This window comes from Schinkia azotoformans LMG 9581, from assembly GCF_000307855.1.
Classification (GTDB): Bacteria; Bacillota; Bacilli; order Bacillales; family Bacillaceae_J; genus Schinkia; species Schinkia azotoformans.
In genome coordinates this window covers 57254-83101 of the sequence record NZ_AJLR01000045.1, presented here as the reverse complement: position 1 = coordinate 83101, position 25848 = coordinate 57254, and the positions used below count along the sequence as shown (strand labels likewise).

Sequence of the window (25848 nt, the reverse complement as noted above, 5' to 3'; positions counted from 1 at the left end):
TTAAGTAAAAAAGTTTACCGACCATAGTATAACACACTTCACACTTGGGCGCTTTATGGAATTAACGACAATTATGGTGAGTGGATAATATATTGAAGTTTTTGGATAATATATGGTCTAATCCAGATAATATGCAGGGCCAAATACGGTTTATGTCACTGTGTAAAAAGCAAAAAAGTATGGTGCATCGTCGTTTTTCCGAGGATGCACCATACTTTTTTCATTTCTTTGAGCTATTATTTTGATTTCTGGCTATGTCTTTCAACAAGTACGTTTAATACTTCATCTAATGGAAGCTTTTGCTCACGTAATAATACTAATACGTGATAAATTAAGTCAGCCACTTCCCATTTTAATTCCTCAGGGTCGCGGTTTTTTGCAGCAATTACCACTTCAGTTGCCTCTTCGCCGACTTTTTTCAGAATTTTATCGACGCCTTTATCAAATAAATAGGTTGTATAGGCACCTTCTGGCATTTCGGCTTCACGCTGGGCGATCACACTTTCAAGCTCGTTAATGATCGCAAAGCGGTCAAAGTTTGAAACAGCGGACTTTCGGCCGCCATCTGGTTCGCCGCTCTGACTGTCAGCTAATAAGGAGCCGCTAAAGCAGCTATATGAACCAGTGTGACAGGCTGGACCTGCGGGTACTACAAGCACAACTAAAGCATCCTGATCGCAATCATATTTGATGTCGATTATTTTTTGTGTGTTGCCTGATGTTTCACCTTTGTGCCAAAGCTCCCCGCGGGAACGGCTCCAAAACCATGTTTCTTTTGTTTCCAATGATTTTTTCAAAGATTCTTCATTCATATAAGCTAGGGTTAGTACCTCTTTACTTATCGCGTCTTGTACGATTGCTGGAATTAACCCTTTTTCATCAAATTTTACTTGTAAAACGTTCATCGAACATTCACTCCTTTTTTGCGGAGATAGTCTTTAACTTCTTTCACTGATGTTTCTTTATAATGAAAAATAGAAGCCGCCAAAGCTGCGTCTGCTTTTCCTTCCACAAAAGCGTCAACAAAGTGGTCCGCATTGCCCGCGCCACCGGATGCAATCACCGGTACGGAAACAGCTTCGCTTACCGCTTTTGTTAAAGCAAGGTCAAAGCCTGACTTTTCTCCATCTTTATCCATACTTGTTAACAGAATTTCTCCTGCTCCACGTTCGACAACCTCTTGTGCCCACGCGATCACTTCATAGTCTGTCGCATTGCGGCCACCATGGGTGTAGACACGCCATGAGCCTAACTCTTCATCATATTTTGCATCAATTGCCACAACGATACATTGGGAGCCAAAAAATTCAGCACCTTCAGTTATTAAATCTGGACGTTTTACCGCTGCGGTATTTAAGGAAACCTTATCTGCGCCGGCACGTAAAATGCGCTTCATGTCCTCTAACGTGTTAATACCACCGCCAACCGTAAACGGAATCGCAAGCTTTGCCGCTACACGTTCCACAACATCAACCATCGTTTCGCGACCTTCATGGGAGGCAGAGATATCAAGGAAAACTAGCTCATCGGCACCTTCCTGGTCATAAAATTCGGCTAATTCAACCGGGTCACCGGCATCTCGAAGCTCGACAAATTGAACGCCTTTTACAACTCGTCCTTCTTTTACATCCAAGCAAGGAATGATCCGTTTAGTAATCATCGGCCGTTCACCTCACTTAATGCTTCTTTTACAGTAAATTGCTTTGTATATAAAGCCTTGCCGACAATTGCACCAGCAACACCACTAGCTTCATATTCTTTGAGATTTACCAAATCTTTTAATTGGCTCACACCACCAGAAGCAATTACCTGTTTGCCAGTTGCCTCTTCCATTTCAACGATCGCTTTTATATTAGGACCTGAAAGCATCCCGTCCGTTGCAATATCAGTAAAAATAAACACTTCCGCCCCAGCATCTGCCAGTGTTTTGCCAAGCTCAGTTGCTTTTACATTCGATGTATTTAACCAACCCTCAGTTGCCACATAGCCATCCTTTGCATCAATGCCGATCGCAATTTTTTCACCATATTTAGCAAGCATCGCTTTTACAAAATCAGGGTCAGAAATTGCTGCACTACCAAGGATGACGCGGCTTACCCCATGTTCAAGGTAAAAAGCAACATCGTCTTCCGAACGGATCCCTCCGCCAATTTGCACTTTTACATTCAGTTTTTTGGCAACTTCAAGCACGTGCTCGTGGTTAACACGCTGTCCCGCTTTTGCTCCGTCAAGATCAACCATATGAATCCACTCTGCACCTTCGTCAGCAAAAACCTTTGCCATCTCGTATGGAGAATCGCCGTAAACCGTTTCTTTATTATAATCACCTTGTAATAGACGCACGCATTTTCCGCCGCGCATGTCAATTGCAGGATAAATCGTAAATGTCATTTTTATTCCATCTCCCCTCTGTAATGCCTAACGAAAAACGAATGTCAGTGCATTTTTTTAAAATCAAAACTACCTTGTTTCCACAACTCCCGCAAAATTCATGAGAATTGATAAGCCAATCTCACTGCTCTTTTCCGGATGAAACTGGGTTCCGTACACATTGCCTTGACCAACAACCGCCGGGACCTCAACATCATAGCTGCTGCTAGCTAGTACCACATCTTGCTCCTCAGGCACAGCATAATAAGAATGAACAAAATAAACATGGCCTTGTTCAACATTTTGGAGCAACGCTGATTCGGGTTGGTGGAAATTCAGCTTATTCCAGCCCATATGCGGCACTTTATATTTTTCACCTGAGGCTGTTACGCCTGGGAACTTCACAATTTTTCCTTTTAAAAATTGTAAGCCTGTTGTTTGTCCATTTTCTTCACTTTCATCAAATAGGAGCTGCATTCCAAGGCAAATGCCTAAAAGCGGTTTACCCACTGCAACTTCATTTTTTATAAAAGTAGTTAATTCCGTTTCATTTAAAATTGTCATTGCATCACGAAAGGCACCAACACCGGGTAGAATCAAGCCTTTGCATTCATGCAGTTTATTTTTATCGTCAGTTACAATATATTGATAGTTCATTCGTTCAAGCGCTTTGGAGACGCTGTATAAATTCCCCATCCCGTAGTCGATAATCCCAATCATTCTAACAATCCTTTCGTTTATTGCGTTTTCGGGCGGGCCATGGGGGCGGGTTCTGTGTCCCACTTGATGAGAGCCCGCACTCAGCAAATAATTGGTAACATTTTGTAAACTTACAGCATTCCCTTTGTTGAAGGAACACCTTTGACACGAGGATCGATCATCGTTGCTTCATCCAACGCGCGTCCAAATGCTTTAAAGATAGCTTCTATTATATGGTGTGTATTATGTCCGTAATGAACGATGACATGTAAATTCATTCGGGCTTCAAGCGCGAATTTCCAAAGGAATTCATGGACAAGCTCTGTATCAAAGGTGCCGACACGTGCACTCGGTAACTCAGCACGGAATTCAAGATGCGGACGGTTGCTTAGGTCAACCACAACCTGTGCTAGGGCTTCATCCATCGGAACAAACGCATTGCCGTAGCGCTTGATTCCTTTTTTATCACCCAACGCTTCTCTAAGGGCTTGTCCTAAGCAAATGCCGATATCCTCCGTTGTATGGTGATCATCAATTTCAACATCACCAACGGCGTCAATCGTCAAATTAAATTGACCGTGCTTTGTAAAAAGATCAAGCATGTGCGTTAAAAACGGCACACTCGTTTCAAGATTGGATTGCCCTTCACCATCAACAGCAAAGGAAAGCTTAATATCAGTTTCATTTGTTCTTCTTTCAACACTTGCTTCACGTGTCATCTCGGTATCCCTCCAAGTATTGGGTTGTTTATATTTATTTTAGCCTCTGCTCCACCGCACGGGCGTGGGCTTCTAGGCCTTCGAGCCTTGCGAGCGCTGCAATTTTATGACCGTTATCCATTACTGCCTTTTTACTATACGAAATGATCGAAGATTTTTTTACAAAATCATCTACATTTAATGGACTGGAGAATCTCGCTGTCCCGTTTGTTGGTAGCACATGGTTTGGTCCGGCAAAATAGTCGCCAATTGGTTCAGAGCTGTTTTCACCTAAGAAAATTGCACCGGCATGGCGGATTTGTCCGATAATACCTATTGGGTCAACTGTCATTATCTCTAAGTGTTCTGGTGCAAGTTCGTTCACTGCCTCAATCGCCTGCTCCATTGTTTCGGTAACATAAATAGCACCGTAATCGCGAATGGAAGCACTTGCGATTTCAACTCGTGGTAAACTAGCGAGCTGTTTCTCTACTTCTTCAGATACCTTTTCGGCAAGCTCCATTGATGGCGTAACAAGAACGCTTGATGCTCTCCTATCATGCTCAGCTTGTGATAATAAATCTGCCGCGATATAATCCGGATTCCCTACTTCACCATCAGCCAGAACCACAATTTCACTAGGGCCCGCAATCATATCGATATCAACATCGCCGAATACTTCACGCTTCGCTAATGCGACATAAATATTGCCTGGTCCGGTTATTTTATCAACTGCTTTAATCGTATCTGTTCCGTAGGCTAATGCACCGATCGCTTGGGCACCACCAACCTTATAAATCTCACGAACACCACTTTCATTTGCTGCAACTAACACACCTGCAGGCAGCTTGCCATCCTTACCAGGAGGCGACACCATCGCAATCCGCCCAACACCAGCAACCTGTGCAGGAATAACGTTCATCAATACGGATGATGGATAAGCTGCCGTCCCACCAGGAACGTAGACACCAACTGCATCCAACGGTGTTATTTTTTGCCCTAAAATTGTACCATCGGCTTCAGTTGTAATCCATGATTGGCGAACTTGACGGCTATGATAGCTGCGAATATTTTCTGCTGCTTCACGAATATAACCGACAACATCTTCCGGTACTAATTTGTAGGCTTCCTCGATCTCCTCTGCCGTCACTTTTAAAGAATCAAGCCGTATACCATCGAATTTAGCAGTGTAGTCTAGGAGTGCTTGGTCTCCATTCTTTTTTACATTTTCAAGAATCTCAAGAACGGCATTGCGCTGCTGTTCTGTTCCAGAGTCTAGGTCTCGTTTTAATGATAATCCTTCTGTAACACGTTCTATCTTCATATTAGTTCACTCCTTCAAGACATGCTGATAAGCGCTCAACCATATCATCGATAAATTGATCCTTCATCCGGTAGGAGACTGGATTTACAATGAGGCGGGACGTAATATCTTCAATGCGTTCAAGCTCCACCAAGCCATTTTCTTTTAACGTACGGCCTGTAGAAACGATATCGACAATACGTTCTGCCAGTCCGATTAATGGTGCAAGCTCGATGGAGCCGTTCAGCTTAATAATTTCTACCTGCTCCCCTTGTTCACGGAAGTAACGAGAAGCAACAGCTGGATATTTAGTCGCAATCTTCGGTGCCACACTTACGGCCTTTGCGTTTGGCAAGCCGGCAACCGCTAAATAACAAGCACTTATTTTTAAATCCAGTACTTCATATACATCACGGTCTTCCTCAAGCATAACGTCTTTTCCGGCAATTCCGAGGTCGGCCACCCCATGTTCAACGTAAGTCACGACATCCATCGGCTTTGCTAAAATAAACCTTATATTTTCCTCCGGTACATCGATGATTAGTTTCCGGGAATCATCAAATTCCGGAGGAAGCTTATAACCAGCCCGTCTTAAGAGTTCGGCTGCTTCTTCAAAAATACGCCCTTTCGGCATTGCAATTGTTAACATCGTTGAACTAATACTCATTGCCCGCTCTCCTTTCCAGGCTTTCCAATACAATAAGCTACATCTTGGTAGCGGCTTGTAAATAAATCTACATCTTCAATTCCAGCAATATCTTGAAGAACTACTTTTTCCCCATTCTTCCGCTTCGTGCGTGCCATTTCGATTGCTTCCTGTCTGCGCTCATGGCTGAAAATGATAAGTGAAATCGGAGTAGAATCCTGTGTCCCACCTAAAGCTTGGACTAAACGGTCAACGCGAATCGCAAAGCCTGTAGCTGCTGTAGGACGATTAAATTTTTCTAGCAATTGATCATAACGGCCACCACTGCATAAAGAGAATCCTAGATTTTGCGCATAGCCTTCAAACAAAATTCCTGTGTAGTAGCTCATATGGCTGACAATATTTAAATCGATTTTAATATGGTCTGTTACACCATAGCTTTCTAATTGGCTCCACAATTGATCAAGCTCTTCAATAGCCTTTCTAGCGGCACTATTTTCTGTAATTTCACGAGCCTCAGCAATGACACGGTGATCCCCACGGAACTGCAGCAATTGTAATAGCTGTTGTTTGTCAATCGAAGACAGCGGCAATTTTTTCACGTGCTCACGATAGCCAACATAATTTTTTTCATATAAAAAACGGCGAAGAACATTGGCTCGCTCTTCATTTCCGAGAATATCTAAAAATAAGGCATTCACAAAACCAACATGTCCGATCGCCACTGAGAAATTCTCGAGGCCGGCACTTTTCAAGACCTCCACCATTAAAGCAATCACTTCTGCATCAGCGCTAGATGTTTGATCACCGATTAACTCAACACCAACTTGCTCAAACTCAGCCGGACGTCCGCCCTCACGCTGCTGGGCACGGTATACATTGGCATCATAAGCTAAACGTAACGGATAGCCTTCACTTTTCATTCTTGAAGCAGCCACCCTGGCAATCGGTGCTGTCATATCAGGACGAAGCACTAATGTATGACCTTGTTGGTCGAGCAATTTAAAAAGTTGTTGGTTAGAAATCGCTGAAGCCGCGCCAACTGTTTCAAAATACTCTAATGTTGGGGTCTGGATAGATTGGTAGCCCCAAGCTTGAATTTCTTCTAACATTTTATTTCTTGCTTGCTTTTTCGTCTCATAAAGCTCAGGCAATGTATCTCTCATCCCAAGCGGCTTTTCGAACATAAATAGCTTTGACATTTCCCTGACTCACCCTTTATTAAATAATACCGAATCCTTTAGTTCGCTAATGTGCTAATAAATTAAAGTTATCTAGTATATTACAACTAAAATTAAAATGCGTCAAGAATCAAATGCGCCTTGGCGTATTTGCGCCCAGATTTTTAGGCCCACACGATGTGGGTCACAAAGACGTTGCCACAGGTCGTGGCGTTCTTAGTCTTTGATCTTATGCTCGAAAAACTACCTTTAAAAATCCGAGGCATCCGCCGGAGGCTTAACTTTATTCAGTAGTGACTTTCTGATGAATAAGGTTAAAGCAAAGCATCTACCACTAATTTTACCAGAAAATCCAATAAAAATTTCTACTGCTTTCGAAATATTTCAGCAATTAAAATCAGACAAAGCCTCTTTAGGTAGATTCTAATAAAAAAATTGGCTCGGAGTCTACCAAGCCATGACCCCGAGCCGTAAATCATACAATCTATTTAAACTAATTATTTGCTTCCATCTCCCGTGCTTCCATTTCCTCTTTCGTATAAATCACCCGCATCGGATTGCCGCCAACGAAGGCACCAGCTGGCACATCTTTATGAACGAGCGTACCGGCGGACACGATCGCATCATCACCAATGATCACACCTGGCAAAATCGTTGAGTTGGCCCCAATCATGACCCCACTGCCGATCTGTACTTCCCCTAGTCGATACTCTTTAATTAAGTATTCATGAGCAAGAATCGTTGTATTGTAGCCAATGACTGTGTTGTTCCCGACTTTAATTTTTTCAGGAAACATAACATCCAGCATAACCATTAAGGCAAACGATGTACTTTGTCCGACCTCCATATGTAAAAAAGTCCGGTAAAGCCAATTTTTCAACGGCAGAAACGGCGTGTACCGGGCGAGCTGAATGACAACGAAATTTTTGACAACCTTCCAAAAAGGAACGGTTTTGTACACATGCCATAAGGAATTTGCCTCTGTCACACTGAAACGCGTTGTCCTTCTGCTCACCTTTCGAAGCCTCCGAGGATATCGAGTAAATCAGACATGTTTTCAAGCACATAATCAGGATGAAAACTTTCTATATATTCACGGCCCTTTATCGCCCATGCCACACCGGCTGTGAGTGTCCCAGTGTTTTTTCCGCCTTCAATATCATGATTATTATCGCCGACCATAATTGCATTTTCCGGCTTTGAACCAAGCTGCTCCAACGCTTTTAAAAGCGGCTCTGGATCTGGTTTGGCATGGGTGACATCATCTAACGTGATAACGACATCAAAAAACTGATCAAGCTTTGTAAGCTTCAAACCCATCTCAACTGTATATCGCTTTTTCGTTGTCACAATCGCAAGCTTATAGCCTTTTTCATGAAGGGTTTTAATCGTATCATAAACACCATCAAACTCCGTCACTAGTTCATCGTGCCTCTTGTGATTATAATCCCGATAAAACTGTGCCATTTCCTCCGCCTTTGCTGAATCAAGCTTGTTAAAGCTATCCATAAGCGGCGGCCCCATAAACTGGAGAACGTCCTCTTTTTGATATTGACCGGGAAAATAATGCTCAAGTGTATGCATGAAAGAAGAAATAATTAATTCATTTGTATTGATCAATGTTCCATCTAAATCAAATAATAGTGTATCAATTTTCATAAGTTGCTTCCTTTCTACTAGTTACCTCGACCCGTCTCCAAACAATGGAAACAATCATCGTTAGTAAGATAGCTACTGTTAAACGGATGAGCAATAGCGGCCAAATCGGAATTCCAAGTGGTGCAAAAAGTAATGTGTCCTCAATAACGGCATGGCATGATACTAAAAAGAGTAAGGCCAAATACAAATCCTTTTTGGAAACGCCGTCCTCTTTTGCTGCCTGAATCATCACTCCTGCACCATAAGCAAGTCCGAATACAATGCCAGCAGCTAATGTTGTAGATGTATTTTCTTTCATTCCTAATAGTTTTAAAAATGGCGCCATCCAATTTGAAAAACGGTCGATCCATTTAAAATCCTTTAAAAATTGAATCATAATCATCAATGGGATAACGATCATAGCTAATTGCAAAATGCCAAGCGATGCTTTTTCAAGCCCTTGTAATAAAATGGGTCCGAAGCCGCTGACTTGCTCGTTTGCTGTATTGGAAACGAAACCGTATTGAGCGATCTCATTGCCGCCATGCCAAACAAGATTAATAATAATCCCTGATGCTACGGCAAGAAAAATCCTTACGGCTACCACAATCCAAAGCTTTACACCAACCTTGGCAGCAACCGTTGATTCAATGATCAAGTTGTGGGCGAACGATGTCATAATCGCTAAAATAAACACTTCTTTAACTGTTAACTCCATCGTTAAAATCGCGCCGATGGCCGCATATAAGTTAAGAACATTCCCCAAAACTAATGGGATGGCTGCATCCCCTGATAATCCTAGCACACCCATAAAAGGTTCAATCAAGTTGACAATCCAAGGTAAAACAGGCGTATATTGCAGCAACGTAACGAGTAATGTAATTGGAAAAATGATTTTACCTAAAATCCAGGTTGTCTTTAAGCCAACCGCCAAACCCTTTTTTATCGTGTTCAATGATGCTCTCCCCTAAAATGCTTAATATGTTTTTCCCTGACGGTTTTCCTGGTCTAAATAGCGTACCTTCGCATAGCCTTTGGAACGGCGATACCACCAAGCCACTACCGCAATAACGATCAAAACGATGGAAATAAACTGCGCCATTCGAAGGCTTTCTGTTAACATTAAACTGTCTGTTCGCAAACCTTCGACAAAGAAACGACCGATGGAATACCAAATCAGATAACTTAAAAAGATTTCTCCACGCTTTAAATTCACTTTTCTTAGTGATATTAAAACGACAAATCCAAGTAAACTCCAAAGCGACTCATATAGAAACGTCGGATGATAGTAGACCCCTTCAATATACATTTGATCGATAATAAATTTCGGCAGATGCAACCCTTCTAAAAACGAACGCGTCACTTCCCCACCATGGGCTTCTTGGTTCATAAAATTTCCCCAACGACCGATCGCTTGAGCAAGGATAATACTTGGCGCCGCAATATCCGCAAGCTGCCAAAATGATAATCCACGCTTTTTAGCAAAAACATAGCCTGTAATGAAGGCACCAATCAAACCACCATGAATGGCCAGACCGCCTTCCCATATTTTTATAATTTCTCCTGGATGCTGTGAATAATAACCCCATTGAAAAATAACATAGTAAGCCCGCGCTGATAATATCGCAATTGGAATGGCATATAATACAATATCCATAAATGTTTCTTTCGGTAACCCTCTTCGGATGCTTTCTCGTTGGGCGATCCATAACCCAATCATTGCACCAACAGCAATGATCACGCCGTACCAGTATATCGTTAATGGTCCTATTGCTAAAAACACACGATCAAGATGCTGGATTTCAGATTCCATTGTTTCACTCCCTTTAATCAAATGCGCCTTGGCGTATTTGCGCCCAGATTTTTTTCGAGCTTGCTCGAAAAACTACCACTGAAAATCTGTGGCATCCGCCGGAGGCATTAACTTTATTCAGTTCTACTGAATAAAGTTAAATATCATCATGTTCCCCTTCTTCAATTACATCGGTTAAACGGTTGGAAAATTGCTCAGCCGCATTAACGCCCATTCGCTTCAACCGGAAATTCATCGCCGCCACCTCTATGATAACAGCTAAGTTCCGTCCAGGGCGTACCGGTACAGTGAGCTTTTGAATATGGGCATCAATTATTTTTATTTTTTCTTCATCTAGACCAAGTCTGTCATAAACCTTTGTTGGGTCCCATAATTCGAGATTAATGACTAAGCTAATTTTTTTATAATTACGAACGGCTCCTGCCCCGAATAAGGTCATTACATTAATAATGCCAAGACCACGGATTTCCAGTAAATGTTTAATCAATTCTGGTGAACTTCCAATTAACGTATCTTGATCCTCTTGACGAATTTCAACACAGTAGTCGGCAATCAAACGATGGCCGCGCTTTACGAGCTCCAACGCCGTTTCACTTTTACCGACACCACTTTTTCCTGTTATCAACACACCTACCCCATAAACATCGACTAATACACCATGAATGGCGGTAGTCGGCGCCAATAGACTTTCAAGGTAATTGGTGAGGTGGCTTGATAAACGCGTTGTTTTATAATGGGAACGAATCACGGGCACATCATTTTCCGTCGCCGCCTCAATAAGCTCAAGCGGAGGCTCCTGACCTCGCGAAATAATGATCCCTGGCGTCATATCAGTACATATTTGCTCCATTCGTTCTCGACGTACTTCTGGATCTAAATCATAAAAAAAGGACAGCTCGGTTCTTCCTAGCAATTGGAGACGCTCAGCGGGGTAAAAATCAAAAAAGCCTGCCAGTTCAATTCCAGGTCGGTACAAATCACTAGTCGTAATCGGACGGTTAATCCCATCTTCCCCACAAATCAGCTCAAATTTAAATTTATCAATAACATCTTTCGTGCGCACTTTTACCATATAAAGCTTCCTCCACAATCCGTTCATACTATTTTTTTATTTTAGCATTTTTTTAGGTAAACACGAAATTTATTGTTGTGTGGGGCGGGAATTTTGCGGAAGAAGTTCGTTTTTTGCGATGGTGGGATGCTTTACCCGGAAATTCAGGGAACTTACCCGGAAATTCGTATTTTATAAAAAAAGACGCCGCTACCCTGGACGGTAGCAACGTTTCACTTTACTTCAGATAGGGGGATCGTGAGGAAAATAGGCTTATAAATCCGCATTTTCCTGACGCTATTCCAGATCGATTCCGTTATCGGTCATCCTTCCTACTAAGCGGCTCAATGACGACCTTTTGAATAAGCAGATTCAAAATTGAGATAAAAATAGCTGCCATAACTGCCGCACCAAATCCATCAATCTCAAAAGCCGAGCCCATGATACTGTCGGCCATCATCAAAGTAATCGCATTGATGACAAAGAGGAAGAGCCCAAATGTTAAAACGGTAACGGGTAGAGTCAACAGAATTAATATCGGCTTCACAATCGCATTCAACACCGAAATGATTAAACTAGTTAGGACGGCGGCACCGACACCTTCAATATAAAAAGAATCAAAGTACCCAGCTACCACGATCAGGACTAAGCTGTTAACAAGTATTTGGGCAAGCCATCTCATCCTTCAATCACGCCATCATCGTATGGAATAACAAAAATTAAAATTAAATAAATAAGCGCAAATGGAAATACTACTGTTCCAATTAAAAGGAGGATAAATAACACACGTAATATTGTTGGATCGATTCCAAAATATTGTCCTAACCCTCCTAGTATGCCCGCTACCTTTTTATTCGAGCGCGACCTATATAACCTTTTACTCATCACCATGCATCCTTTCATTTTTTCAAAATTTGAATTCAGTGCTTATAAATTTTTCACTAAAATCGAACCAGCATTGGAGCTTGCTTCAATATATAGTTTGTCTGTTTTGCCACTGTTGGCGATGAAATTCAACTCTTTTTGAATCACATCTTTTTTCTCATCCAAAATTTCTAAATCTGTCAGTTCGCATTTGAAGCCGCCGATATTGGATTTAATTTTTCCTTTTACCTCAAGATCTGTTGGTAAAAATAAATCGATACTTCCCGTTTTAGTGTTCAAATAAACAATCTTGCTCTTTGAATCTTGCAGTTTACAAATAATATTGCTGCTGAAGCTTTGTAAATCGACTTTTTCAAAAGCACCGTGAACATTGATCGTGCCGTTGATTGTTTCCGCCTCGATTTCTTGTGAAAAGCTGTCTACTATTTTTATATGCCCGTTTGCTGTTTCAAATTCAAAATCTTGTCCTTGTAAACGAGAAAAATCAATATTTCCATTTGCGGTATTTACTTTTAGCTTGTTCGCTTGAAGCCCTTCCCCGGTAACATGTCCATTAAACATTCGAATTTGCATTTCATTGTACACAGCTTTTGGAATGTAAAGCACCGTACTCATTTTAATTTGTTTCGGTTCAACTGAAAATTTCATGCTTTCGCCATCAATGGAGAAGCGGACGCTTTTTAAGAAATAGGTTTTGGCGTCATCAAACGAATCAGATTTATAAACCTTCGCATTGCACTCGATCCGAACGTCCCGCTCCTCCCAAGGAATAATTTTAATATTTCCATTTGAAATATCTAAATTGATATTCGATAAATACACATCTTTATGTTGAAAAATATGATTCACTTCCACGGGTGTTCCAAAGTTGAAATCGAGATCAACATCTTTAATCTTTTGCAAAGCACTATCGATAAAATCAGTAAATTTGTCTATAAACGAATGGCGTTTATAACCTTTTTGTTCCCCGCTTGCGCTTGAATAATTTGAATCATAGTTTACGAAAGTGGATGGCTCAAAACTTGTTTCTGGTTCCTGTTTTGTTTGGTTTGCGCCACTTCCATTATTCGGTTCCGGATCCTGCTTCGTTTTTTCCATTGCTTCCATTAATTTAAGAGCTTCCTCTACTGTTATTTTTCCTGACTCTACCATTTGTAAAATTTGTTTGCGTTCTTCATTCATCGTACATTCCTCCATTTAAGTTTGATAAAGTTAAATAAACGTTTAATTAACTAACACTTTAATACCTTTCACAACATTCCAAATTAAAATCCCTAGATTAATCACTCCGATAATTAAAAATGTCATGATGCCGCCAACCGCCAATAATGTTGGTTCTCCCCCTGTGAAAATAAGTGGGAAAAACACGAGCGGAATCGTAATAAATGGGATCAAATGTGATATTAAAGCCTTTTTGGCGTGCATTTTAACTTCTGGGCAGTCTACAATAAAGTAAACGGCAATTGGAAAAATAAAACCCGCAAAGAAAATACTGAAATAACAAAGTGAGGACACCAATCGATTTGTTTCCATTGGAATTTCATCTCCTTTTCGATTCTATAAAATATACGAATTTAAAACTATTTAGTTTCGCCAAATCCTTAAATTATTACAAAATCAGTCTTAAGACGGAGAAGGGTGGATTCTTGGAGAAGAGTAGACATCATTAGCTATCAATATAATAGCAATAAAATAGCATGGCCAAACTTTGTGTAAGTAAGCCATGCTGCGAATTCATTAACAGTATTGGTTAATGGTTAAACTATATTTTTATATTTGCTATTGAAAACGGTGGTTTTATTTCTTCCTGTTGTTTTTGACTCGTAAAGAGCTTCGTCGGCCCTACTAATTATTTCTTCAGGTGCTTGGTCTTCAAACGATACCGACGTTACCCCTAAAGAAATGGTGATCGGTTTTCCCGTTGGGCTTGGCGTTCTTGCCACATCAATCCTTAACTTCTCAGCCACATCAAAGGCAATATTCGCATTTTCACTTTTAGTTAAAATTACAAATTCCTCGCCTCCATAGCGAAAGAAGCAAATTTTACATGGAGTGGCAATACTTTCAATCATTTTTGCCAAGTATTTTAATACTTCGTCCCCGACAAGATGCCCATAGGTGTCGTTGACCTTTTTGAAGTGGTCGATATCAAGAAGGATAAGTGAAAATGGCACTTTTTTTGCAATAAATTCTTTCATAACGGAATCAAATGTTTTTCGATTATATAAGCCTGTCAGTCCATCAATTTGAATTTGTTTATTTAAAAGATTGAAATAATTGTTAATATGATGGTACAGATAGTGAACCTCAAAAATACTAGTATTTATTTTTAAACTTTTAAAAGGAACGAAGCTATTTTCACGCAGGGCATTTTCGGAAAACTTCGCGAGTTTATTTATTGGTCTAGTGATCATACTTCCAAGCACCCAAGCTAAAATAAGAATGACTAATAGCAGCGGCAGGCTTTGGATAATCATGCTTTTAGATAAGCTTTCAAGCGGCTCCTCAATGACTGAAATCGGAGTCTGCGAAATGATTCCCCAACCGGTCTTTTTTTCATAAGCGTACCCGGCAAAAAATTGATTCCCTTCCGTGTTCATTACTTTTTCCTGCCCACTTTTACCGCTGATCACTTTCTCGACAATTGGATTTTCCATAACATTGTCATTGATTCGCTTAGCATCCGGATGAAAAATAATTCGCCCTTTCTGATCAACGACATATACGTATGAACCGTTTGCGTATTGATGATCGTTCATCGTATTTTTAATAACATTATCACTTTCTAGATAAATCGTGCCGGCAATCAGCCCTTTATATTGACCCGCTTCGTCAAAGATGGGCGCTGTCATGAGCAAGATCCGTTGGCCTGATAACGCCTTATATGGTTCAGAAATCAGTGGCTTTTTCAGGGCCAATGAGCGCTGAACAGCTTCAGATTCAACCTTAATATTGGCCTTCACCTCGTAGCCCTTATTAAATTGAATAACAGCAGGGCTTATTAATTGAATCACTCCATTTGAATCGGTAATGAATAAGGAATTGAAATATTTATTATTTGCTGCCCGCCACGCGTCCAAATCAGCTTGATTATAGGTCGACTTACCAAAGGTTTCACCGATTGCAGTTAAATTTTGCTGCATATGCCCGATTAGGTCACCTGTACTTAATGAAAGCTTGCGGGCGTAATTGGAATTGCTTTCTAAATAATTTTCTGTCAAAGATCTTTTTAACGCACTCATCGACGAGTACCAAGCAACAATGGCAGTCAGGATTACCGACATAAGCACTAGAATGCCAATGGCATAGCGAAGCTTTATTTTGTTTCCAAAACCCATACTTTTTTCTACTTCCAATCTATTTAAATCTGATATTGATATTTTTTAAAATAACGAATATCATCATACCAAAATTATACACCTTATCCAACTGTATTTTTATAAATATTTCGAAAATAGGAAAAACTTGTAACTTCTTTAAAAAAACCTGTTGTATGAATTTTAAAAAACACCAGAAAGGTTGGTGGCCTCTCTGATGTTTTTATTAGGTAGACTTTAGTTTTTCGTTACGATTTTGCTTCCAGCATTTGCAGGCGCTCTTCCATTCTTGCCCGGTCCCGCTCAATCACAGGTTTTAAGAACTTTCCTGTATAAGAAGCTTCGACTTCACAAATTTTTTCAGGGGTTCCGGTTGCGACAATCGTGCCCCCCTTGTCCCCGCCTTCAGGACCTAAATCAATTATGAAATCGGCTGTTTTAATGACATCTAAGTTGTGCTCAATGACGAGGACCGTATCGCCATTTTCCACAAGGCGCTGCAGTACCTTCAACAATCTTGCAATATCATCAACATGCAAGCCTGTTGTTGGTTCGTCTAGGATATATAGAGAACGGCCGGTTGAACGGCGGTGAAGCTCTGATGCCAGCTTCACACGCTGGGCTTCCCCACCGGATAAGGTTGTGGCCGGTTGTCCGAGCTTAACATAGCCAAGGCCAACATCGGCGATCGTCTGCAGCTTTCTTTTGATTTTTGGTAGATTTGTAAAAAATTCTAAAGCATCATCCACCGTCATATCTAATACATCTGAAATATTTTTATCCTTATATTTAACCTCTAATGTTTCTCGATTATAGCGTTTTCCGCTACAAACTTCACATGGGACATACACGTCTGGTAAAAAATGCATTTCAATTTTAATGATTCCATCACCACGGCAAGCTTCACAACGTCCACCTTTGACGTTGAAGCTGAATCGGCCCTTTTGATAGCCGCGAATCTTGGCTTCATTTGTTTGCGCGAAGACATCACGAATGTCATCAAAAACTCCTGTGTAGGTTGCCGGGTTTGAGCGCGGCGTGCGGCCAATTGGTGACTGGTCAATATCAATGACTTTATCTAATGCCTCGATGCCTTTCATTTCTTTATGCTCACCCGGTTTAACCTTAGCCCTATTTAATTGGTGGGCTAGTGATTTATAGATAATCTCATTGACAAGGGTACTTTTCCCTGACCCGGAAACACCGGTAACACAAGCGAATGTACCAAGCGGAATTTTTACCGAGACATTTTTCAAGTTGTTTTCTTTTGCTTTTACAACTTCAAGGAAATTTCCGTTCCCTTTGCTGCGTTCGACTGGCAATGGGATGAATTTTTTTCCGGATAGGTATTGTCCTGTAAGGGAGTTTGGATCAGCCATAACTTCCTCCGGCGTCCCCATAGAGGTCACTTCCCCGCCGTGAACGCCGGCACCTGGACCGATATCAATTAAATAATCAGCAGCAGCCATCGTGTCCTCGTCATGCTCAACGACGATGAGTGTATTGCCGATATCGCGCATATCCTTTAACGTTTGGATCAGCCTGTTATTATCACGCTGGTGCAGACCGATGGATGGTTCATCCAAAATATAAAGCACGCCTGTCAACCTTGAACCAATCTGCGTTGCCAACCTAATACGCTGTGCTTCCCCACCTGATAGAGTTCCCGCTGTGCGTGACAGTGTTAAATAATCCAAGCCAACATTAACTAAAAATCCTAGACGTTCGTTGATTTCTCTTAAAACAAGTCTAGCAATATTCATTTCTTTTTCCGAAAGCTGAATCGTTGCGAAAAATTGGTGGGCTTCCTCAACCGAATAATTTGTAATTTCACCAATGTTTTTTCCATCAATTAATACAGCAAGAGATTCTTTTTTCAGACGATGCCCTTTACAAGTCGGACAAGGCTTATGCGCCATGTATTGCTCCATTTGCTCACGGGTCCATTCCGATGAGGTTTCGTGGTAACGGCGCTCCACATTGCGAACGACGCCTTCAAATTCAATTTGTTTTTCCATCGTTTGACCAAAATCCGTTTCATAGCGGAATAGGATTTTTTCTCCATCGCTGCCATAGAGAATTTTATCAAAAAGATGTTTCGGAATATCTTTCACTGGAATTTCCATGTCAATGCCGTAATGCTCACAAACGCTTTTCAGCATCTGCGGGTAGTACTGTGAACTCGTTGGCTCCCAAGGTGCGAGCGCATGCCCAAGCAAAGTCTTATCCCAGTGCGGAATGACTGCATCGAGGTCAACCTCAAGCTTCATTCCTAAACCGTCACAGCTTGGGCAGGCCCCAAATGGGTTGTTAAATGAAAACATTCTTGGCTCAAGCTCGCCAATCGAAAAGCCGCATTCAGGACAGGCATAATGCTCGCTGAATTGGAGTTCTTCCTGGTCAATCACATCGACGATAACGTAGCCATCCCCAAGCTTTAACGCTGCTTCGATCGAATCAGCTAAACGTGAAGTGATGCCTTCCTTCACAACAACACGGTCGATAACCACTTCAATCGAATGCTTTTTATTTTTTTCAAGCTTGATTTCATCGCTGACTTCCATCATTTCTCCGTCTACACGGACACGTACATAGCCTTGTTTTTTGATATTTTCAAATATCTTTACATGCTCGCCTTTTTTCCCTCTGACAAGCGGTGCCAGGATTTGTAGCTTCGTCCGTTCAGGAAACTCAAGAACACGGTCAACCATTTGCTGAATCGTTTGTGATTGAATTTCGATGCCATGGTTTGGACAAACCGGATGGCCAACCCGGGCATACATTAAACGTATATAATCATAGATTTCCGTAACCGTTCCGACGGTTGAACGCGGGTTATTACTCGTTGTTTTTTGATCGATCGAAATCGCCGGTGATAATCCTTCAATGGTATCCACATCCGGCTTATCCATCTGCCCTAAAAATTGGCGGGCATAGGCAGATAAGGATTCAACATAACGGCGCTGGCCTTCCGCATAAATCGTATCAAAGGCCAACGACGATTTCCCCGAGCCCGACAACCCTGTTAGGACAACAAGTTTATCACGCGGAATGGTGATATCAATATTTTTCAAATTATGTGTACGGGCACCTTTTATTACTATATTTTCAACTGCCATGGGGTAGGGCTCCTTTCTTTCAATTAAAACTGACTAAACTACATTACCTCTCAGCCTTCAATTCCAACAATAAATCACGAAGCTCGGCAGCACGTTCGAAATCGAGTGCTTTTGCCGCTTCCTTCATTTCTTTTTCAACATTCATAATTAACTTTTCACGTTCCTGCTTGGACAGCTTAGCTTTTGGTTTTTCAGCCACATATGTTTCCTGCTCTTCAGCAGCCATTGTGGCACGGATGACATCACGGATTTCTTTTTGAATCGTTCTTGGTGTAATGCCATGCTTTTCATTAAATTCTTCTTGAATGGTTCGGCGCCGTTTTGTTTCATCCAGCGCAATTCGCATTGAGTTTGTTATTTTATCAGCATACATAATTACGTGCCCATTGGCATTACGTGCCGCCCGGCCGATTGTCTGAATTAATGAACGTTCGGAGCGCAGGAAGCCTTCTTTGTCCGCATCTAAAATGGCAACGAGCGAAACCTCTGGTATATCGAGCCCTTCCCGAAGTAGGTTGATGCCGATTAACACATCATATTTTCCAAGACGGAGATCCCGAATAATCTCAATTCGTTCCAGCGTTTTAATTTCAGAATGCAGATAAGCAACTTTAATGCCAATGTCTTTTAAATAATCCGTTAAATCTTCGGACATTTTTTTCGTTAACGTCGTCACAAGGACGCGCTCATTTTTTTCAACCCTTGCATTGATTTCTCCAATTAAATCATCAATTTGACCTTCGATTGGACGGACATCAATTTCTGGATCAAGAAGTCCGGTTGGGCGAATGATTTGTTGGATCACCTCTGGCGTATGCTCTTGCTCATATGGGCCAGGAGTTGCTGATACAAATATGGCTTGGTGCAGCGCTTTTTCAAATTCATCGAACATTAATGGACGGTTGTCCAAGGCGGTTGGCAGACGGAAGCCGTGGTCGACCAACACTTGTTTACGTGCCCTGTCACCGTTGTACATGCCACGAACCTGCGGAAGGGTAACATGTGATTCATCCACGATGAGTAGGAAGTCCTTTGGAAAATAATCAAACAATGTATATGGAGTTGATCCCGGAGGCCTTAACGTTAAGTGCAGCGAGTAGTTCTCGATTCCTGAACAAAAACCCATTTCCCTCATCATTTCGAGGTCATAACGGGTGCGCTGCTCCAACCTTTGAGCCTCCAGAAGTTTATTATTTTCACGAAGCTCCGTTAATCTTTCTTCAAGTTCTGCTTCAATTCTCTCAATCGCAATTTTCATTTTTTCCTCACGTGTAACGAAGTGGGAAGCCGGGAAAATCGCAACATGCTCACGGTCACCGAGAATTTCGCCAGTAAGCGCATCAACTTCACGAATGCGGTCAATTTCGTCACCAAAAAACTCCACACGAATACAGTGCTCATCCCGTGATGCCGGAAAAATCTCAACAACATCACCACGAACACGGAATGTCCCGCGCTGGAAATTAATATCATTTCTTGAGTATTGCACATCAACCAAGTCGCGAAGTAGCTGATCCCGTTCTTTTTCCATTCCTACCCTGAGCGAAACAACTAAGTCACGATATTCTTCCGGCGAACCCAAGCCGTAAATACACGAAACACTAGCCACGATAATGACATCATTCCGTTCAAAAAGTGAAGATGTTGCCGAGTGGCGCAGCTTATCAATCTCATCATTGATGCTGGCATCCTTTTCGATATAGGTATCGGTGTGTGGTACATACGCTTCAGGCTGGAAGTAATCGTAGTAACTCACAAAATACTCAACAGCATTGTTTGGGAAAAATTCCTTAAACTCACTGTAGAGCTGACCCGCTAATGTTTTATTGTGAGCCAGGATTAGCGTTGGTTTGTTGATTTCCTTGATAACATTCGAAACCGTAAATGTTTTTCCAGTTCCCGTTGCACCAAGCAAGGTTTGATACTTTTTCCCCTGTCTAACACCTTCTACCAACTTCGCAATCGCTTGCGGCTGATCTCCTTCTGGCTTATATTTCGACTTGAGATCAAATACATTATTTTGCACTGGTAAATTACCTCCGTTCAAGCATGAGATTTATATATCGGTATTGTTCCGTAGTTTGCTATGTATATATCCCGTTCGTCTACTAATTTGTGTACTTATTGTAACATACGTGTATATGAAATATCCAATTTTAACGAACGAATATTCGTTGATTTTGGTAATTCATTTCTGAGTTTTGAAGTTTATCCACGTATTGCGGCAGTTTATTCGATGAAATGAACACTATTGCTGCTCATCTAACAATATTTCCAATATTAAGGATAAACAAGGCGCTTTGCACGCACCGCCACAGACAAAAATAAAAGCATGGGGCAATTGCGTTACTCCATGCTTAGCGATCGTATTTTCTTTTATTGGTGTTTTTTAATTTTTTCATCATTCTGGCTGAAACGAGAAAGCCGGCGATGACGGAAACGATCCAAGTGGCTGTGACAAACGATGGCTCTCCATATCCTTTAAAAATAGCAAATATAATTCCAATAGTTAATAGGGTACTAATGTAATGATTAAAGGTGACTCTTGTTAAGAAAATAATCATTAAAAAGGGTGCCAGTACAGCAAGTATAACTTTTGTCATGTAGGTAAAGATCCCCTTCCAGGTCATTCGAAACTAACAAAATGCAATAGCAGGTGTAGTCTCAATTTTCAAATTATCATAATAATTCTCGAATAACAAGTTTGATTACCTTTTCCATTAACAATAGTTGCCTCCCCGTTACCACTCTAGGAAATATATTTAATTATATTAGTAGCAGGTAAGGGCTTGTCAAAATAGAAGCCTTGCACTTCATCACAATGATTTGATTTTAAAAAATTATATTGTTCGATTGTTTCCACACCTTCCGCAACCACTGTCATCTCCAAATTATGAGCCAATTGAATCATCGCTTTTACAATCGTTTGATCGTCTTTATTTGCTAACATGTCTTGTAAAAAAGACCGGTCAATTTTCAAGCGATCCAATGGTAACAGTTTCAAATAACTTAACGAAGAATAATGGACCCCAAAGTCATCCATTGAAATCTGAACACCAATCGATTTTAGCCTCTTAATATTTTTCAAAGCAATTTCAGGGTCGTCCATGATTACTCTTTCCGTGAGTTCAATTTCCAGATAGGAAGGGTCAATACCTGTTTCCTTTAAAATGGACCTTACAATATTCAAAAAATTTTTTTGCTGAAACTGCAGCATCGATAGGTTTACGGCAATTTTTACAGGCTTCAATCCTTGGGCTTGCCATTCTTTTAATTGAAGACAGGCTTGATATAACACCCACTGATCAATATGAACAATCATTCCTGTTTCTTCAGCTAATGGAATAAAGCAGTTGGGTGAAATCATCCCATGCTTTGGATGGTCCCATCTAATTAACGCCTCAAATCCATTTACCTTTTCAGTTTTACACGAGAATTTCGGCTGATAATATAATAAAAGCTCATCATTTTCAATTGCTTTTCGCAAATCACTGGCAAGAATCAATCTCTCTATCGACTTTTTCATATAACTCTTTTGAAAAAATTTATAAGTATTCTTGCCTTCCTGCTTTGCATGATACATCGCTGAATCGGCATATTTTATAAGAGTGTCTCCATCATCCCCATCATTCGGATACAGGCTAATCCCAACACTCGTTGTAATAAACAATTCAAACCCATGAAGTGTAAACGGTTTCGAAAAACTATCCATGATTCGATTCATAATGCTGATACATTCGAACTTATTTTGTAAATTATAAAGGATGATCGCAAATTCATCGCCGCCATACCGAGTCACGACTCCTTTATTTTGTAGCCTTTCCCTCAAACGGTTGGCTGCAGCGATCAATAACTCATCGCCTACACTATGTCCTAGCGTATCATTAATATCTTTAAAGTGATCTAAATCTAAAAAAATCACTGCACATAGTTTATCCTTACCGTCAGTCCTTTGAATCACTTGATTCAATTCATAATAAAAATATTTCCGATTCGGAAGTTTTGTTAAATCATCATGATACGCTTGGAATTTTAGTTTTTCCTCAAGCTTTTTCCGTTCCGTAATATCGATAAAAATAGAGACGTAATTTTTTATTTTACCATTGTTATTTTTTATCGCCTTGATCGTGATTTCTTCGAGAAAAAGTTCTCCATCCTTTCTTTTATTCCAGATCTCGCCTCTCCAAAAACCTTTTTTGTTGAGACTACTCCACATTTCCTTGTAAAAATGTTTTTCATGGATCCCCGAACTTAGGATGCTAGGATTTTTACCGATCACATCATCCTCGCTATATCCCGTTAATTCGGTAAAGGCTGGATTAATTAATTGTATTTTATTTCTTGCATCCGTCACGCTTATGGCATAAATCATATTTTCATATACATCGACCAATAATTCTTTTTTAAGCTCGATAGTAGTTTCCTTATTTAACATGTTACCCACCCCTTTGCAGTAGAGTACACTTAAGACCAAACTTCTTTTTATACTTTTTCTATAAAAATATTCTTTTTCCTTTAATTTTGTGTAATTTTCCACTTTACAGCACGGCCATATTGTTTTGGAGCCACGGGGTCTGACTCTCTAGCCCAAAACTATCTGGCCCCCAAAAAAAGGCATTTTTCCTCGTAAATATATCCATACATTCCTTGCTTGTCAGAATAAACTGTTAGGGAAATTAGACAAGGAGATGATATTTTGTGGTAAGAAAAGAATATGATGACTTAGGAAATCAGAATTTCGTAAGTGTATCAAATAGGAATGACAATTTTGATCTAAATGATGAGTTCAATGATGAATTTGAATTAGGTTCCGAGGTGCAAAATCAAATGATGGGTAGGAGTGGTAAAAATCCTATGACTGCCCGAAATGCAAATAGAGGTTTCAGTACATCCACCTGCCAACAACTTGCAAATATTATCGGAGGCGAGGTTATTACATCTACCCCAGTCTGTTTAGTTCAGCGACTCCGAAATATCAATGCTACAATTTTAGGTCGCCGAACACGCTCCCCACTTGCACTTCCATTTGCACTCTCCTTTGAAAATAATCGAAATGGCAGAACTCTAAATCTTGGTGAAACGGTTATCCTTCAAAAAGAAATTAACCCCTTTTTATCAGCATTGCGTAGCAGAGGTATTATAGTAACGGCCGTCCATAACCACTGGCTTTTCGATGAACCACGTTTAATGTATATGCATTGGGAAAATGTTGGGGACCCGTTTGTTTTTGCTAGAGAAAGTTTTGCAGCAGCAAGGGAAGCTGGACTTTTTAATTAATATCCAATAATATGCAAAAAAACAGGCTAATAGACTCGGTTTTTCGCTTATACGAATAATAGTGAGCGGAATACATTGAATTAAACCATTAAGAAAGGGGGGATAATTATGGATTCAAAAGAATACGATAGCACTGGAAATCAAAGCTTTTTCCGTTCCTCAAAAAGGCAGAGAAATAATCAAAGAAATAATCAAAGAAATAATCAAATAAATGATCAAAGAAATGATCAAAATGTAGATGTAGACGTTGAATTTGAGAATGATAACGAATTTAGGAATACTACTGATTTTCGAAATCGTTCTAATTCAACTGCAGATTCTGAAGCAGATGTTAGAAATACAGACAAAAACACAAATATCGCACGAGTCATGAATTCCGGAAATTCCACGGTAAATGTTACCTTAAATAGCAAAAGCAAAGCTAGGGTAAGAACAGATCAAGAAGCTGATCAAGATAATGATCAAGACCAACAGTTCGAAATTGATATAAAACCAAAATAAAGATAGTGGGATTTCTCCCACTATCTCTTTAAAAGGTATGAATAGAGTTTAAAAGGAAAGATGTTTTTATGCAAGAAGAATCTATGAATATAAATTTAGAGTCAGATGAACAAAAAGTGATTCATATCCGCAATTCGAACTCAACTGAAGTAGGTCAAAGCGGTAATTCCGATGTAGATTTAAAAATAGATGTGCATGTTGATACTACGGCCATTGGGTACGCGATTTTATGCTCCCTTCTAGCAACAAAACAAATGGACAATGATGAATTTAATAAGGCTGTTCGTAAGTTAGAGGAAATGACACGTAAAACCTTTTTCGGAAAAGATGTAAACGATCCATCCAATGTAAAGCTTTTTAATAAAAAAACAATATAGAGAATCAGTACATTATGGGGCCATTATGTACTGGTTCTCTTTTTTAGTAAACATCGTACCTTTTGGTATTTTTCATAATCATCCAGAAAAAATGAGAGGATGATATTCAGTTTATTCCAATCTAGAAAGCGGCTTGTACTTTAGATATTGAACCCATAAGCATTACTTTTTTAGTCATATTGATTAAAATTCTGAATCCTCTGCATTTGAAAAAAAGGAAGCACCCAACATCAGTGCTTCCAAGAGGTGTCAAGTGGAGGAATGTGGATTTTTAAGCAGGACTTAATAACCCCCGTGAACAAAAGCTGTTCCAACAATTATCAATAAAATGAAAAGCACCACAATTAATGCAAAATTGGTGCCCATTCCGCCGCCATAAGATTGACCCATAAGTATCACCACCTTTGTAGAAGTTACTATAGTTTATGAATAACTCGTCTTATTCGAAATGGACAAGTGTGGAAATTATTTTAGACATTAAGATCATTTTAAATTAATAGAAAGTAACCAGCGCCTTCTTCCATTAGTCAAATATGGAATTTTAATACCTATCAAGTGTTTGTCCATGTCAATCCAATTTAGTAAACATAGATTATGATTAAGGATCGCTTTTGCGGTTTCCTGATAATCCATAGGAGGTGAACGCCTACTTCTAACTGATATTACATTTTAGGAAGGAGGGGTGAAATGCATAATTTAGTTATGAGACATAGAGGCCAAGCTGTTGAGGTCATAGAGCGTAATGGAAGAGTTCATAGAGGAATCATTGAAGGAGTGGATCCACGGGGAGGAATGTTTATTCGTTCAGGTTTTCGAAGAAGATTTATTCCCTTCTTTTTAATTGCTGCAATTTTCCTTTTAAGCCGGAGACGACGCATTTTCTAAGGATGGCATAACAGCTGTATTCAAATTATTTTGTCAATTCGAAAAGCCAATGCTGCCTATGAGGCAAATTGCATTGGCTTTCCTTAGT

General features: G+C 40.3%; 27 protein-coding genes. 4 read left to right on the top strand and 23 right to left on the bottom strand.

The window, feature by feature from the left end; all coding sequences use genetic code 11:
- Positions 1 to 236 precede the first annotated feature (236 nt).
- The 22 genes from hisIE to BAZO_RS07370 form a co-directional block, all read right to left on the bottom strand.
- Positions 237 to 905, bottom strand: coding sequence for a bifunctional phosphoribosyl-AMP cyclohydrolase/phosphoribosyl-ATP diphosphatase HisIE (gene hisIE, locus BAZO_RS07475; RefSeq protein WP_003330773.1), 669 nt, complete (start codon positions 903 to 905; stop codon positions 237 to 239).
- Complete coding sequence (gene hisF / locus BAZO_RS07470) at positions 902 to 1660, bottom strand: imidazole glycerol phosphate synthase subunit HisF (RefSeq protein ID WP_003330772.1); 759 nt, start codon at positions 1658 to 1660, stop codon at positions 902 to 904. Before hisF ends, hisIE begins: the two co-directional genes overlap by 4 nt.
- Positions 1657 to 2391, bottom strand: coding sequence for a 1-(5-phosphoribosyl)-5-[(5-phosphoribosylamino)methylideneamino]imidazole-4-carboxamide isomerase (hisA, locus tag BAZO_RS07465; protein WP_003330771.1), 735 nt, complete (start codon positions 2389 to 2391; stop codon positions 1657 to 1659). Before hisA ends, hisF begins: the two co-directional genes overlap by 4 nt.
- Positions 2392 to 2460: 69 nt before the next feature.
- Positions 2461 to 3090: an imidazole glycerol phosphate synthase subunit HisH gene (gene hisH, locus BAZO_RS07460; RefSeq protein ID WP_003330770.1), complete on the bottom strand. Its 630-nt coding sequence runs from the start codon at positions 3088 to 3090 to the stop codon at positions 2461 to 2463.
- Between the two features lie 110 nt (positions 3091 to 3200).
- Positions 3201 to 3788 carry an imidazoleglycerol-phosphate dehydratase HisB gene (gene hisB, locus BAZO_RS07455; RefSeq protein WP_003330768.1) on the bottom strand — a complete coding sequence of 196 codons (588 nt, stop codon included), beginning with the start codon at positions 3786 to 3788 and terminating at the stop codon, positions 3201 to 3203.
- 34 nt (positions 3789 to 3822) lie between these two features.
- Entirely contained in the window at positions 3823 to 5091 is a 1269-nt protein-coding gene (hisD, locus tag BAZO_RS07450; RefSeq protein ID WP_003330767.1) for a histidinol dehydrogenase, read from the bottom strand.
- Position 5092: 1 nt separating this feature from the next.
- On the bottom strand, positions 5093 to 5737 hold the full coding sequence (hisG, locus tag BAZO_RS07445; RefSeq protein WP_039957157.1) for an ATP phosphoribosyltransferase: 645 nt from the start codon (positions 5735 to 5737) through the stop codon (positions 5093 to 5095).
- On the bottom strand, positions 5734 to 6918 hold the full coding sequence (locus BAZO_RS07440) for an ATP phosphoribosyltransferase regulatory subunit (protein ID WP_003330765.1): 1185 nt from the start codon (positions 6916 to 6918) through the stop codon (positions 5734 to 5736). The genes hisG and BAZO_RS07440 overlap by 4 nt, the downstream gene beginning before the upstream one ends.
- A 472-nt stretch (positions 6919 to 7390) precedes the next feature.
- Positions 7391 to 7912: an acyltransferase gene (locus tag BAZO_RS07435; protein ID WP_003330764.1), complete on the bottom strand. Its 522-nt coding sequence runs from the start codon at positions 7910 to 7912 to the stop codon at positions 7391 to 7393.
- Positions 7909 to 8556, bottom strand: coding sequence for a pyrophosphatase PpaX (gene ppaX / locus BAZO_RS07430; RefSeq protein ID WP_003330763.1), 648 nt, complete (start codon positions 8554 to 8556; stop codon positions 7909 to 7911). The genes BAZO_RS07435 and ppaX overlap by 4 nt, the downstream gene beginning before the upstream one ends.
- Complete coding sequence (locus tag BAZO_RS07425) at positions 8546 to 9490, bottom strand: nucleoside recognition domain-containing protein (protein ID WP_003330762.1); 945 nt, start codon at positions 9488 to 9490, stop codon at positions 8546 to 8548. The genes ppaX and BAZO_RS07425 overlap by 11 nt, the downstream gene beginning before the upstream one ends.
- Positions 9491 to 9511: 21 nt before the next feature.
- Positions 9512 to 10348: a prolipoprotein diacylglyceryl transferase gene (gene lgt, locus BAZO_RS07420; RefSeq protein ID WP_003330761.1), complete on the bottom strand. Its 837-nt coding sequence runs from the start codon at positions 10346 to 10348 to the stop codon at positions 9512 to 9514.
- A gap of 136 nt (positions 10349 to 10484) precedes the next feature.
- Positions 10485 to 11420 (bottom strand): HPr(Ser) kinase/phosphatase, encoded by a 936-nt coding sequence (hprK, locus tag BAZO_RS07415; RefSeq protein WP_003330760.1) that lies wholly within the window; start codon positions 11418 to 11420, stop codon positions 10485 to 10487.
- Positions 11421 to 11715: 295 nt separating this feature from the next.
- The gene (locus tag BAZO_RS07410; RefSeq protein ID WP_003330759.1) at positions 11716 to 12081 is read right to left on the bottom strand and encodes a phage holin family protein; all 366 of its coding nucleotides are present in this window, start codon (positions 12079 to 12081) and stop codon (positions 11716 to 11718) included.
- A complete protein-coding gene (locus BAZO_RS07405) occupies positions 12078 to 12284 on the bottom strand; it encodes a PspC domain-containing protein (RefSeq protein WP_003330758.1) in 207 nt (68 codons plus the stop codon). Before BAZO_RS07405 ends, BAZO_RS07410 begins: the two co-directional genes overlap by 4 nt.
- Before the next feature lie 42 nt (positions 12285 to 12326).
- Positions 12327 to 13466 carry a DUF4097 family beta strand repeat-containing protein gene (locus BAZO_RS07400; protein WP_003330756.1) on the bottom strand — a complete coding sequence of 380 codons (1140 nt, stop codon included), beginning with the start codon at positions 13464 to 13466 and terminating at the stop codon, positions 12327 to 12329.
- A gap of 42 nt (positions 13467 to 13508) precedes the next feature.
- Entirely contained in the window at positions 13509 to 13817 is a 309-nt protein-coding gene (locus BAZO_RS07395; protein WP_003330755.1) for a magnetosome magnetite crystal formation protein family, read from the bottom strand.
- Between the two features lie 224 nt (positions 13818 to 14041).
- Positions 14042 to 15622: a sensor domain-containing diguanylate cyclase gene (locus tag BAZO_RS07390; RefSeq protein ID WP_003330754.1), complete on the bottom strand. Its 1581-nt coding sequence runs from the start codon at positions 15620 to 15622 to the stop codon at positions 14042 to 14044.
- Between the two features lie 227 nt (positions 15623 to 15849).
- Positions 15850 to 18720 (bottom strand): excinuclease ABC subunit UvrA, encoded by a 2871-nt coding sequence (gene uvrA, locus BAZO_RS07385; RefSeq protein WP_003330753.1) that lies wholly within the window; start codon positions 18718 to 18720, stop codon positions 15850 to 15852.
- A 43-nt stretch (positions 18721 to 18763) separates the two neighbouring features.
- Positions 18764 to 20746, bottom strand: coding sequence for an excinuclease ABC subunit UvrB (uvrB, locus tag BAZO_RS07380; protein WP_003330752.1), 1983 nt, complete (start codon positions 20744 to 20746; stop codon positions 18764 to 18766).
- 331 nt (positions 20747 to 21077) lie between these two features.
- Positions 21078 to 21323 (bottom strand): DUF2198 family protein, encoded by a 246-nt coding sequence (locus BAZO_RS07375; protein WP_003330751.1) that lies wholly within the window; start codon positions 21321 to 21323, stop codon positions 21078 to 21080.
- 146 nt (positions 21324 to 21469) lie between these two features.
- Positions 21470 to 23155 (bottom strand): putative bifunctional diguanylate cyclase/phosphodiesterase, encoded by a 1686-nt coding sequence (locus BAZO_RS07370; protein WP_003330749.1) that lies wholly within the window; start codon positions 23153 to 23155, stop codon positions 21470 to 21472.
- A 263-nt stretch (positions 23156 to 23418) separates the two neighbouring features.
- Here BAZO_RS07370 and BAZO_RS07365 point away from each other — a divergent pair, with 263 nt between their 5' ends.
- The 3 genes from BAZO_RS07365 to BAZO_RS07355 all read left to right on the top strand — a co-directional run bounded on the left by BAZO_RS07365 (position 23419) and on the right by BAZO_RS07355 (position 24875).
- Positions 23419 to 23997, top strand: a complete 579-nt coding sequence (locus tag BAZO_RS07365) for a DUF1259 domain-containing protein (protein WP_003330748.1) — start codon at positions 23419 to 23421, stop codon at positions 23995 to 23997.
- Positions 23998 to 24105: 108 nt separating this feature from the next.
- Positions 24106 to 24498, top strand: a complete 393-nt coding sequence (locus BAZO_RS07360) for a hypothetical protein (RefSeq protein WP_003330747.1) — start codon at positions 24106 to 24108, stop codon at positions 24496 to 24498.
- A 68-nt stretch (positions 24499 to 24566) separates the two neighbouring features.
- Positions 24567 to 24875, top strand: coding sequence for a hypothetical protein (locus tag BAZO_RS07355; RefSeq protein WP_003330745.1), 309 nt, complete (start codon positions 24567 to 24569; stop codon positions 24873 to 24875).
- Positions 24876 to 25157: 282 nt separating this feature from the next.
- On the opposite strand, the gene BAZO_RS21615 is transcribed toward BAZO_RS07355, so the two are convergent.
- Complete coding sequence (locus tag BAZO_RS21615) at positions 25158 to 25241, bottom strand: YjcZ family sporulation protein (protein WP_407697156.1); 84 nt, start codon at positions 25239 to 25241, stop codon at positions 25158 to 25160.
- A gap of 321 nt (positions 25242 to 25562) precedes the next feature.
- Here BAZO_RS21615 and BAZO_RS07345 point away from each other — a divergent pair, with 321 nt between their 5' ends.
- Positions 25563 to 25760 carry a hypothetical protein gene (locus BAZO_RS07345; protein WP_003330744.1) on the top strand — a complete coding sequence of 66 codons (198 nt, stop codon included), beginning with the start codon at positions 25563 to 25565 and terminating at the stop codon, positions 25758 to 25760.
- Positions 25761 to 25848: the final 88 nt, after the last annotated feature.